Origin of the sequence: Bordetella petrii (genome assembly GCF_020991325.1) — a bacterium.
Classification (GTDB): Bacteria; Pseudomonadota; Gammaproteobacteria; order Burkholderiales; family Burkholderiaceae_B; genus Bordetella_A; species Bordetella_A petrii_E.
The window spans coordinates 1-11946 of the sequence record NZ_JAJMLX010000136.1 but is presented as its reverse complement, the minus strand read 5'-3'; the positions used below and the strand labels follow the sequence as shown (position 1 = coordinate 11946).

The following is an 11946-nucleotide window of genomic DNA, read 5'->3' as shown; positions in this document are numbered from 1 at the left end:
GATGTATGTAGGCTTCTCGCCCGGCAGCGCCACGGACATCGTGGCCCGGGTGGTGTCTGACGAACTGGCCAAGCGCCTGGGCCAGCCGATCGTGGTCGAGAACAAAGTCGGGGCGGGCGGGTCCCTGGCGGCGCAGGACACAGTGCGCGCGGCACCCGACGGCTACACACTGCTGACCGTATCGAGCGCCATTGCCGTCAATCCCGCCGTTTACAAGAATGCCGCCGAAGTCGCCGGGCAACTGCAGCCCGTTGCGCTCATCGGCTATCTGCCGACGGTGCTGATGGTGTCGAAGAAATCCGGCATCCGGGATTTACAGGATCTGATCGCGCGGGCGCGCGCCAAGCCGGGTGAAGTGAACTTCGGCAGTTCAGGTGTGGGAGGCTCCACCCATATGTCCATGGAAGCCTTCAGTTCGTACACCGGCGCCACGATGACGCACGTGCCCTACAAGGGCAACGGCCAGGCCAGCACGGCGCTGATGGGCGGGGAAATCGATGCATTGATGGACACCCTGCTGTTGGCGGCGCCAGTCATTGCGAGCGGCAGGGCCGTTGGCCTGGCCGTTACGGGCAAGGAACGTTCGAGCCTTATCCCCGATGTGCCTACCTTTGCGCAAGCCGGTGTTCCCGAATATGACCGCAGCCTGTTCTTCGGCATCATGGCGCCGAAAAATATGCCCAGGGACACAATCGAAAAACTCAATCGCGAGATCAACCAGGTGCTGAAAGAGCCCGCCGTCAGGGAAAAACTGGTTGGCGGCGGCGGCCTTACCCTGGCTGATCTCGGCGTGGAAGACTTTCAAAAAACCTTCCGCCAAGAATTGGCAACGTGGAAACAAGTCGGCGCCACGGCTGGCATTCAGCCGCAATAGCGCGTCGTTCATTCGTATTGCATCTGCCCCAAGGAAGACTCATGAGCGTGGAAGTGAAATCAGAGGTCGTCGGGTCTGTCTGGAAAATTCATTGCCAGGCCGGCCAGCGCGTACACCAGGGAGACGAACTGATCACCCTGGAATCCATGAAGATGGAGATCCCGGTCGAGGCCGAAACATCGGGCGTCATTGGGACCATTCTGGTCGAAGCCGGCCAGTCGGTCGAGGAAGGCCAGGTCATCGCGACGATCGAGGAGACCGAACAATGAACGCCCCTGTCGAGCAAGTTGCATCGGGCATCGAAGAACTCGAACTGCGCCGCGGGCTGGCGCGCCGCATGGGCGGCGAGGCATCCGTCGAACGGCACCACAACGCCGGCAAGCTGACCGTACGTGAGCGTATCGCTTCATTGTGCGACGACCACAGTTTCCAGGAAGTAGGCGGCCTGGCGGGAACCGGCCACTATGACGAACAGGGCCGCCTGCAAACCGTGACGCCAGCGCCGTACGTGATGGGCTTGGCCGAAATCGACGGCCGCCCGGTGGCGGTAGGCGGGGAGGATTACACCGTACGAGGTGGCGCGAGCTGGAGCGGCGACCGGAAGAAAGGCGGCCAGGGCGGATTTGTCGAAGACCTGGCGTTGAACTACAAGATTCCGCTGATCAATTTGTGCGACGGCGTCGGGGGAAGCGTCACCTCGGCAGAAAAGCGTGGACATACTGTTTTCCCCGGAGTGCATGGTTTCGAGACGGCCACAGCCCTGCTTGGCCAGGTGCCGGTGGTGTGCGCTGTCATGGGAACGGCGGCGGGCGGCCCTGCAGGGCGCGCCATTCTGTCGCACTGGTCGCTGATGGTGAAGGGCAACAGCCAGGTATTTGCCGCGGGCCCGCCTGTCGTGAAGCGATCGCTGGGCCAGGACATTCAGAAAGAAGACCTGGGCGGCAGCAAAATCGCCGTGGACGTGGCGGGCACCATTCACGACGCTTATGACAGCGAACAAGAATGCTTTGCGCAGATCCGGCGTTTTCTGTCGTACTTGCCACAGAACGTCTGGGAATTACCCCCGCGAACAAGCACCGGCGATCCATTTGACCGCCGTGATGACGCACTTGCCACCATAGTGCCGCAGGACCGCCGCAAGGCATACAACATGCGCCGCGTCATTGGCATGATTTTCGATACCAGCTCGGTATTCGAAATGCAGCCTACCTATGGCAAGGCGGTGATCACTGCGCTGGCCCGGCTCGATGGCCACGTAGTCGGCATCGTCGCCAACAACCCCATGTTCTATGGCGGCGCCATCGATGCGGCAGGCGCCCGCAAGCAGACCCACTTCATCGAAATGTGCGATACCTTCCACATTCCGCTGGTCTTCCTGGTGGACGTGCCGGGTTTCATGGTGGGCCGCGATGCCGAAGCCCAAGGGACGCTGCGCGACGGCATGCGCAGCGTGTTTGTCAGCCTGCAAGCCACTGTCCCCATGGCGACGGTAGTCGTGCGCAAGTGCTATGGCATGGCCGGCATGGCCGCCACGGACAAGATGGGAATCGGCCTGAAACTGGCATGGCCCACGGCAGAATGGGGTTCGTTACCGGTCGAGGGCGGTGTGGCGGCGGCCTTTCGCCGGGAAATCGAGGCGGCCGACGATCCCAAGCAAAAAGAAGCCGAAATCGAGGAAAAACTGCGCCGTTATGGTTCGCCCTTTCGCACTGCCGAAGCCTTTGGCGTGGAAGACGTCATCGACCCGCGCGAGACACGACACTACCTGGCTAGGTTTATCAACGCCGCGCAAGGCTCCCTTAAGATAAACCTTGGCCCGAAGCACAAGCCGGGGGTGCGCCCCTGAGCAGCACGCGTGAGCCAGCGCAGGCGCTTCCCGCACCCGGTGCGCCTGCCTCCCCGATCCTGGCCAGGTCGGATTGACGGTTGCAGACGCCGGTTAATACACTCGCCCTCTATACCAATTTGTGTTTCGACCCACCATGGCCACCACTACTTCCTCCCGCAAGCGGACCACGGCTACCGCCGATACCGACGCAGCCCCCGCACGCAAAGGAGGCCGTTCGGCCGGCAACGATCTTTCGCTGATCTTGCGCGAGCGCATCGCCAAAGGCGACCTTTCCCCCGGCTCGAAATTGAACGAATACGACCTGGCAGCGGAATTCAACATTCCGCGCACGCGGGTGCGCGATGCCTTTGTCGAACTGGAACAGCGCGGACTGATCGAACGTACGCCCAATCGAGGAGCCATGGTGGCCCGGCTCGGGCCTGAACAGGTATTCCGTATTTACGATATCCGGGAAGTGCTCGAAGGCTTGTGCGTGCGGCTGGCCACGCTGAACACCCAGCCCGACGAATGGAAGGAACTGTACGAATACTTCCTGGGCCCAGTCACGCAAGCCGTCAAGCAAGGCAATTTCGAACTTTACACGGATGTCGTCAGCCAATTCCGCGCCAGGTGCATCGTGGCAGCGGACAACCCCGAACTCACCCGCGCCCTGGACAGTATCCACGAGAAAACCCAGGTACTCATCCGGCGCATTGTCATCCTGCCCGGCAGGGCGGAAGCCGGTGTGCGGCAGCAATGCGAAATATTAAAGGCGATGTGCGAGGGCAACGCCGACAGGGCCGAGGAAATGCGCCGCCAGAACATCAAAGATGCCAAGGCGTGCCTGAAGCAGTACCTGAAATACATTCTTTGACGCAGGGTCATCCCCACACAGGAGGCCTGCGCAGATGCCACTGCGTGGCCTTCTGGAAGGCGTGTCCCAACCTGAGCAATAACGCCTCGCTGTAGGGGCGCCCGATCAACTGGAACCCCACGGGCAGTTCGACAGGATCGTCCTCCGGCGCGCACGCGCCGCCCGGCAGCGACAATGACGGTAGCCCCAGGTAATTGAACGGCCGCGTCAGGCGCGTGAGTTCGCCGCGCAGCAGTTGCGACCCCGCATCGATGGCATCGAAGGCGTCGATGCGCGGCGTGGGCAGGGGAAACACCGGTGCCAGCAAGGCATCGACGCCGGCCAGCACGGTATGGCCGAACCGTTGCAGCAAGGGGCCGCGCAAGGCCAGCGCCTGCAGGTACAGCGTGGCCGGTATCGGTTCGCCCTCGCGCAGGCGCGCGCGCGTGAATTCACCCAGGGCCGGCGCGGCCCCTACCCGCAACAGATTCTCGTACAGGGCGGCGGCTTCGGCGCGGATCATCATGATGGCCAGCGCGTTCACGTCGGCATAGGGGAAATCCGGAACTTCACGGATATCGGCGCCCAACATACGGAACGACTCGACACATTGGGCGACAACGGCCTGAATACGCGGATGCAGGCCAGCGGCGAAGTAGCCTTGCGGCACGCCGATGCGCAAGCCGTCAAGCGGCGCATCCAGGCTGCCGGCATAGTCGCCGCCAGGCGGTGCGGCCACGCTGCCGGCATCGGCGCTATCGTGGCCGGCGATGGCCTGCAGCATCAGCGCACAATCGCGCGCGCTGCGCGCGATCGGCCCCAGGTGGTCATGCGTGGCGCTCAGGCTCATGGCGCCTGTCCGGCTGACCAGGCCGAACGTGGGTTTCAGCCCGGTGACACCGCACAGGGCTGCCGGAATGCGGATCGAGCCCCCGGTGTCGCTGCCCAGGGCGCCGTAGACAGCTCCAGCGGCCACCACCGCGGCCGAACCGCTGGAAGAACCGCCGGGAATGCGCAAGGCCGACCAGGGGTTGCGGCAATGGCCCGCCATGGCGTTGGTGCCGGAAGGGTCGAACGCCAGTTCGGTCATGTGCAGGCGCGCCAGGTGCAATGCGCCGGCCTGGTCGAAGCGGCGCAGCACCGCGGCGTCGGCCGTGGCGGCGTCCAGGGGCTTTCCCATGCCGTATCCCACCGGGTGGCCGGCCCGGTGCAGCAGATCCTTGTGGGCCAGCGGCATGCCCCCCAGCAGGCCCAGCGGCTGGCCGGCCGCCAGGCGCGCATCCAGCTGGCGAGCCTGCGCCATGGCCAGATCGTTCAATGGCTCGACACAGGCGCCCGTGGCCGCCTGCGCCCTGGCCAGGCTGTCCAGCGACGCGCGCGCCAGGTCTTGCACCGTCACGTCGCGCGTAGCAAGCTGCTGGCGCTTTTCCCACCAGTCGCCCCACCCTGCTTCGGCGGGCGGCGTCATGCCCGCCGAGGGGCCGGACCCGGGCTGCGCCGCCGCATGCAAAGCCCAGGCCATGGAATCAGGCATCAGGCCCAGGCTGGTGCCGGTTTCGGCGGAAAGCCTTGCTATCGCTTCGCGCCATGGCGCGAGGGGCTCATTGCGGGTGGCGGTCGTGGGGGTCACGGGGTTCTCCTCGGGCAGGGGCGGAAACGGATGGGTGGGGCGATCAAAGCTTCGGAATGTTGCCCGCCGTGATGATCTCGTTCCACTTCTTCAATTCGCCTTCGATGAACTGGCGGGCCTCGGCGCGCGTGCCGGGCAAGGTTTCTGCCCCGCGCTCGGCGGCGTAGGCCTTCATGTCGTCTTCAACCAGGATGGCGTTCAGCGTCTGGTTGAGCGAATCGGCAATATTGTCGGGAATGCCGGCGGGCGCGCCCAGGAAGAACCAGGCGGAAACGTTGAAGCCTTCCAGCCCGTAGGGCTTGCCCACTTCCGACAGGGTGGGCAATTCGGGGAACAGCGCGGAACGCTGCGTGCCGGTGACGGCCAGCGCGCGCAGATTGCCCGCCTTGACGTGCGGCGCGGACGACGGCATGTCGTCGAACATGACATCCACATGGCCGCCCAGCAAGGCATTGACCGCCGGCCCGCTGCCCGAGAACGGCACGTGCTCCATCTTGGTACCCGCCTTGATATTGAACATCTCGCCGGCCAGGTGAATGGTGGTGCCCGCGCCGGATGAAGCGTAGGTGGCGTTGTCGGTCTTGCCATGCTGCACCAGGTCGCCAATGGATTGCAGGGGCGAATCCTTGTTCACCACGACAATCTGCGGGCTGGCCGCGATCAGGCCGATAGGGGTGAAGTCTTTGATGGGGTCATACCCGGTGTTCTTGTACAGGTTGGGGGCCACGCCGTGCGATGCCACGGTGCCCAGGTACAAGGTGTAGCCGTCCGGCTTGGCCCTGCCCGCATAGGCCGTGCCGATATTGCCGCCCGCGCCCGGTTTGTTCTCCACCACGAACGACTGCTTGTAATGGTCGCCCAGTTTCTGCGCCAGCTTGCGGGCCAGCACGTCAGTGGCGCCGCCGGGCGCGAAGGCCACCACGATGGTCACGGGACGCTCCGGATACGGGTTTTCCGCGTGGGCAGGCGTGGCGCCTGCCAGGCTCGCGGCCACGGCGGCCAGGCTTGCCAACGACTTGATGCTGCGGCAATTCCACATTGCAAATTCTCCTGATGATCACTGCTGTTATATGACTGGAAACTGCAAGGCGCGTACGGCCGCCCCGCTTGGCGGCGGCCGCAGAAACTGCTTGGATCAACGGCAGGCCGGGCTGCCGGCCTACACGAACTTGCCGATCAGCCCCCCGTCCACCACCAGCTCGGTGCCAGTGATGTAGGCCGCTTCGTCGGAAGCCAGGAAGGCCACGGCGTTGGCCACTTCCCAGGGCGTGCCCATGCGCCCCATGGGCACCTGCTTGTCGCGCGCGGCGCGGGCCGCGTCGAAGTCATCGGCCGAGAACATGCGGGCCACGGTGTGGCGCACGCGCGGCGTGTCGATCAGCCCCGGCACCACGGTGTTGGCGCGTATGCCTTGCGCGGCGTATTGCTGGGCGATCATGCGGGCGAACTGGATGACCGCGGCTTTGGTAACGTTGTAGGCCAGGTGCGGATACCCCAGGTAGCGCAGCCCGGCCACCGACGACACCGCCACGATGGCGCCGCCGCCTTGCTTGCACATCAGCGGCAGCACCAGGCGGCTGGCGATCAGCAGGCTGTCCACATTCACCTTCTGGATGCGTTCCCAGTCGGCCTGTTCAATATCTTCGGGGCCGCCCACCTTGCCGATGCCGGCATTGGCCTGCAGGATGTCCAGCCGGTGGTAGCGGTCCGTGATGGCCTGCACGGCCCGCGCCATGGCATCGGCGTCGGCCACGTCGGCCTGCAGCGCCATGCCCTGCCCGCCCGCCGACTCCACAGCGGCCAGCGCATCCTGGGCGGCATCGAGGCTGGCATCCAGCACGCAGACGGTGGCGCCATGGCGGGCCAATGTTGCGCAACTGGCCTTGCCTATGCTCCAGCCCGGGCCGCTGGATCCGCCGCCCGACACCAGCGCCACCTTGCCCGCCAGCCTGGCCGACACGGCCGGCAACGGTGGTTGCAGAGCTTCGCTTTCTTTTGTCATGCCGCGTTCCCCAGGCCGACGGTCATGCCGCCGCACACGTACAGCACCTGCCCCGTAATAAACCCCGCCCGGTCGTCCAGCAGGGTTACCACGCCATGCGCGACATCGGCCGGCGTGCCCATGCGGCGCACGGGAATGCTGGCGCGTATTCTCTCGGTTTGCGGGGCACCGGGCGGGTTGACGCGCTCGAACAGTTCAGTGGCGATGGGGCCGGGGCCGATGGCATTGACGGTAATGCCGTCGGCGCCCATTTCCAGGGCCCAGGTGCGTGTCATGCCCAGCAGGCCCGCCTTGCTGGCGGCATACACCGTGCGTTCGGTCTTGCCCAGCGCGGCGCGACTGGCGATATTGACCACCCGGCCGAACCCGCGGCGGCGCATGGCCGGCAGCAGGCCCTGCATCAACAGCATGGGGGCCTGGATGTTCAGGGCCATGACGAAGGCCAGGTCGTCCGGGGTGGCGTCTTCCAACAGGGCCGGCCGCACGGTGCCGGCGTTGTTCACCAGGCGCAGCACGTCGCGCTGGCCGGCCAGCACGGCCACGGCCTCGCGCGTGGCGTCGGCATTGCACAGATCCACGGCCACATGGCTTTCGCCGGGCAGCAGGGCCGGCGGCGGCTTCAGGTCGAAATTCACGATCTCGTAGCCATCCTGCAGCAGGCGCTCGATGACAGCGCGCCCGATGCCGGCGCTGCCGCCGGTAACCAGCGCCACCGGTTTCTCACCGGCAGGGGTATGTGACGCCTGCATGCTCAGCCTCCGTGGCCATGGGCCGATTTGCCCGCGCCCACATAGGGAATCTCGCGGTCTATGGTTTCCCAGATGAAGCGGCCCGACGGGCATTGCTGTTCTTCGGCCACATGCGACACCAGGCCGGCCGCGCGGGAAATGACCGCGAAGCCGCGCATCAGGGTGGCAGGGATACCCAGTTCGCCCAGTAGCGCGGCCACGGCGCCCGTGGCATTGATGGTGATGTGGCGGCCATACACACTGTCGACGGTACGGGCCAGCAGATCCAGCGCCGCCACCCAGTTGCCGCCCAGATCGGGCTCGGCGCGCGCCAATTCCAGCAGCTTCAGCGAACGCGGGTCGTCGGGCTTGTGCAGGTGATGGCCGAAGCCGGGCAAGGGTTTTTTATGGTCGCGGTGGTGCTGCACGATGGCGCGCGCCTCGGCTTCCTGGTCATCGGCCTTCAGGATGCGGTCCAGCAGCAACGAGCAGTTTTCCATGGTGCCCACGAAACTGCTGCCCACGGCCATCAGCCCGGCCGCCACCGCGCCCTGCAGGTTTTCCGGCGCGCTCATGTACACCACGCGCGTGGCAATGGCGCTGGGCGTCAGGCCGTGCTCCATCAGCGTGATCAGCACGGCGTCGACGATGCGCAAATCCACCGGCCGGGCATCGCGGCCGGTAATCTGCGAGAACATCACTTCGGTAAAGGTTTTCTTGCCGATCAGGTCTTCCACCAGATCGGCGTCGCGGTACGACATGCCTTCCAGGTGATGGGCACACAAGCGGGTAACGGGGCGGTTCATGCGGTCTCCTTGATGATGGAATCCCTGACAACGTTCTTCAGCACCTTGCCCACCGATGAACGGGGCAGGCTGTCGTAGATATGAATGCGCTTGGGGGCGTGCACCGGGCCCAGCTTGTCGCGCACGAACGTCATCAGTTCTTGCGGGGTGGCCGAGGCGCCGCTGTGGAACTGCACCGCGGCCTGCACGGCCTCGCCCCATTTGTCGTCGGGAATGCCGAATACCGAGCTTTCGTAGACGGCCGGATGCTGGGCCAGCGCATTCTCGACGTCGATGGGGTAGACATTGAAGCCGCCGGTGATGATGACGTCGCGCAGCCTGTCCTTGATATACAGGTAGCCCCGTTCGTCCACCACGCCCACGTCGCCGGTGTGCAGCCATCCGTCGACGATGGTGTCGGCGGTTTTCTCGGGCAGGCGCCAATAGCCCGTCATGACCAGGTCGCCGCGCACCACGACTTCGCCGGGCTGGCCGGCCGGCAGCGGCTTGCCCTCGCGGTCCATGATGGCGAACTCCGAGAACCAGGTGGCGCTGCCCACCGACCCCAGGTTGGCGGGATCATCGAATTCGGCGGGGGTAATGGCCGTGACGATCTGCGGCGATTCGGTCTGGCCGTAGGTGGCGCCCACCACCGGACCAAAGAACTCGCGCACGCGCTCGAACTTGTCTACCGGCATGGGCGCGCCGCCGTAGATCAGGTTGCGCAACTGCGGAAAGTCGCGGCGCGACACACCGGGCTGGGCCATCAGCATGTAGATCAGCGTGGGCGGCATGAAGGCCAGGGTGCCGCCGCGTTCGCGAAAGGCCGTGGTGATGGCGGCGGGCGACGATTCTTCCAGGAACAGGTGCATGCCGCCCTGCGCCAATACCGGCAGCAGATAGGTGGACGTGCCATGGGTAACTGGCGCGGCAACCACATAACGATCGTCGCCCGTCAGTTGCCAAGCATGGATCTGGTTGACGATGACGGCGTTCCAGGCCCGGTAGGGCTGCATCACTCCCTTGGGCAGGCCCGTGGTGCCGCCAGTGAATTTGATGGCCTGCGTGGCATCGGTGCCTGGTTCGCAGCGCACGGGCTGCTGGCCCGCGTGCGCCTGCAACAGAGAGTCCAGGGCCAGGCCTTCCGCCCCCGCATCCAGGTGAATGTGCGCCGGGTGCCCGGCCGGGATAAGCGCTTCGCCAGTGCCGTCCGTCAGGACGATGCCGGGTTCGGTGGCATCCAGGATGCGCGCCACTTCCGGCGCGGTACTGCGGTAATTCAACGGCACCCAGATTTTGCCCGAGGCCAGTACGGCCAGCAGGGCAACGACGTGCCGTGCCGTATTGCCGGCGCAGATCGCCACCCGGCTTTGCGGGGCGGGATCCAGCGCCTGCAACGCGGCCGCGAGCGCCTGTGCTTCGTCGCGCAGCCGCGCATATGTCCACGCGCCTTGCGGGGTGTCCAGCGCGACGCGGTCGGGAAAGCGCGCGGCTGCGCGAAGAAAGAAATCAATCGGGTACACAGACAACTCCTGGTTCTGCTATTGCACTTTGATGCCGGCCGTGGTCACGACCTTGCCCCACTTGTCGATTTCGCTATCGATGAACTTCTGCAGGGTTTCCGGCGTGTTGGGCGCGGCGGGCTGCACGAAGCCGCCAGACTGGTAAGCCTTGCGCAGTTCGTCGCCGGACAGACCTTTGTTGATGGCCTCATTCAGCTTGGCAATCACCGGTGCCGGCGTGCCCGAAGGCGTCATGACCGCGAACCACGATTGCACGGAAAAACCGGGCAATCCGGATTCGGCCAGGGTGGGAACATCGGGCGCGAAGGCCACGCGTTCGGCCGACGTAACACCCAGCGCGCGCAGCTTGCCGGCCTGCACGTGCGGCAGCGATGAAGGCAGGTTATCGAACATCGAGTCCACCTGGCCGCCCAGCAGGTCGGCCACCGCCGGGCCGCTGCCGCGATAGGGCACGTGCAGGATGTCGGTGCCAGTTTCCATCTTGAAGATCTCGCACGACAAATGGATGGACGAGCCGCTGCCGGACGACGCGCAGGTCAGCTTGCCCGGGTTGCTCTTGGCATAGGCGATATATTCCTGCACCGACTTGATGGGCAGCTTGGGGTGCACCACCAGAATGTTCGGAATGGTGGCCAGCAAAGCCACCGGCGCGAAGTCTTTCTTGAAGTCGTAGTTGAGTTTTTCGTACAGCGTGCGGTTGATGGTGTTGGCGATCGAACCCACATACAGGGTGTAGCCGTCGGGCTTGGCGCGGGCCACGACTTCGGCGCCGATATTGCTGTTGGCGCCGGTGCGGTTTTCCACCACCACGGGCTGGCCCAGGGAATCCGACAACGATTTGGCGATCAGCCGCGCCACGATGTCGGTGGCGCCGCCGGCGGCGTAGCCCACGACCAGGGTCACGGGGCGCTGGGGATAGTCGCTGGCGGCTTGGGCCGCCAACGGCGCCAGGCCAACGGCAGCCAGCATGGCCGCCAAGGGACGTGCCAAGTGTCGCATCACAGAATGCATATTCAGTCTCCTTGCCATTTGTTCATTATTTGGACACACATGCCAGATAGGCCGATATATCATCGTCGGCAGTTGTCATATCGGAAAGCAATGGCGTTCAAATAATGAACAAACAAGATCAGGCAGATGGCGGCGCGCGCACGCTGCGGCGCGGCCTGCATATCCTGGGCGCGCTGCGGCGCGCTCCGCAGGGGCTGGATATCGTGGGTATTGCCCGGGCGCTGGCCATGCAGCGCACCAGCGTATACCGCTACGTCGCGGTGCTGGTAGAGGAAGGTTACGCACGGCGCGACGCCCAGACCGGGCGCTACCACGCCGCGTCCGGCGGGGCCCCGCTGGCGGACGAACAGGCGCTATCGGTGGCGCGCCTGGCCCCCGCCTTGCGCCGTGTCAGTGACAACACGGGCGACTCGTCGTTCCTGATCTGTCGCGTGGGGTCGGATTCGTTATGCCTGCACCGGGAAATCGGCAGCCACCCGGTACAGGTGCTGGCGGTCACCATCGGACATCGCCAGCCGCTGGGCGTGGGCGCGGCAGGGCTGGCGCTGCTGGCCGCCCTGCCGCCGGATGAGGCCGAAGCCCTGATGCAGCAGAACCGCGAAGCGCTGCGATCCTATGGGCATATGACGCTGGCCCAGATGCGGCTGCTGGTGGATGCCACGCGCGATCGCGGCTGGGCGGCCGTGGGCAACGCGGCCGTGCCGGGCGTGCT

General features: G+C 65.2%; 12 protein-coding genes. 5 read left to right on the top strand and 7 right to left on the bottom strand.

The genetic code is table 11. The features are described from left to right. From LPZ50_RS14505 to LPZ50_RS14490, 4 genes are all read left to right on the top strand, one after another. A partial coding sequence (locus tag LPZ50_RS14505; RefSeq protein WP_230662176.1) for a Bug family tripartite tricarboxylate transporter substrate binding protein occupies positions 1–874 on the top strand: 874 nt, incomplete at its 5' end. Positions 875–915: 41 nt separating this feature from the next. Continuing rightward, positions 916–1143: a biotin/lipoyl-binding carrier protein gene (locus tag LPZ50_RS14500; RefSeq protein ID WP_230662175.1), complete on the top strand. Its 228-nt coding sequence runs from the start codon at positions 916–918 to the stop codon at positions 1141–1143. Beyond that, a complete protein-coding gene (locus tag LPZ50_RS14495; protein WP_230662174.1) occupies positions 1140–2720 on the top strand; it encodes an acyl-CoA carboxylase subunit beta in 1581 nt (526 codons plus the stop codon). The genes LPZ50_RS14500 and LPZ50_RS14495 overlap by 4 nt, the downstream gene beginning before the upstream one ends. A gap of 136 nt (positions 2721–2856) precedes the next feature. Next, positions 2857–3576, top strand: coding sequence for a GntR family transcriptional regulator (locus LPZ50_RS14490; RefSeq protein WP_230662173.1), 720 nt, complete (start codon positions 2857–2859; stop codon positions 3574–3576). Positions 3577–3583: 7 nt separating this feature from the next. Here the strand turns inward: LPZ50_RS14490 and LPZ50_RS14485 are convergent, their stop codons facing one another. From LPZ50_RS14485 to LPZ50_RS14455, 7 genes are all read right to left on the bottom strand, one after another. After that, positions 3584–5185 (bottom strand): amidase, encoded by a 1602-nt coding sequence (locus LPZ50_RS14485; RefSeq protein WP_230662172.1) that lies wholly within the window; start codon positions 5183–5185, stop codon positions 3584–3586. A 43-nt stretch (positions 5186–5228) separates the two neighbouring features. Then, positions 5229–6224: a Bug family tripartite tricarboxylate transporter substrate binding protein gene (locus tag LPZ50_RS14480; RefSeq protein WP_230662171.1), complete on the bottom strand. Its 996-nt coding sequence runs from the start codon at positions 6222–6224 to the stop codon at positions 5229–5231. Positions 6225–6344: 120 nt separating this feature from the next. After that, positions 6345–7187, bottom strand: a complete 843-nt coding sequence (locus LPZ50_RS14475) for an SDR family NAD(P)-dependent oxidoreductase (protein WP_230662170.1) — start codon at positions 7185–7187, stop codon at positions 6345–6347. Further along, positions 7184–7936 (bottom strand): SDR family oxidoreductase, encoded by a 753-nt coding sequence (locus LPZ50_RS14470; protein WP_230662169.1) that lies wholly within the window; start codon positions 7934–7936, stop codon positions 7184–7186. Before LPZ50_RS14470 ends, LPZ50_RS14475 begins: the two co-directional genes overlap by 4 nt. A gap of 2 nt (positions 7937–7938) precedes the next feature. Beyond that, complete coding sequence (locus LPZ50_RS14465; protein WP_230662168.1) at positions 7939–8721, bottom strand: citryl-CoA lyase; 783 nt, start codon at positions 8719–8721, stop codon at positions 7939–7941. Then, complete coding sequence (locus tag LPZ50_RS14460; protein ID WP_230662167.1) at positions 8718–10223, bottom strand: class I adenylate-forming enzyme family protein; 1506 nt, start codon at positions 10221–10223, stop codon at positions 8718–8720. Before LPZ50_RS14460 ends, LPZ50_RS14465 begins: the two co-directional genes overlap by 4 nt. Positions 10224–10241: 18 nt before the next feature. Next, positions 10242–11234 carry a Bug family tripartite tricarboxylate transporter substrate binding protein gene (locus tag LPZ50_RS14455; RefSeq protein WP_230662166.1) on the bottom strand — a complete coding sequence of 331 codons (993 nt, stop codon included), beginning with the start codon at positions 11232–11234 and terminating at the stop codon, positions 10242–10244. Positions 11235–11338: 104 nt separating this feature from the next. On the opposite strand from LPZ50_RS14455, the gene LPZ50_RS14450 reads away from it, so the two are divergent. After that, positions 11339–11946: helix-turn-helix domain-containing protein (locus tag LPZ50_RS14450; RefSeq protein ID WP_230662165.1), on the top strand; the 608-nt coding region annotated here is incomplete at its 3' end.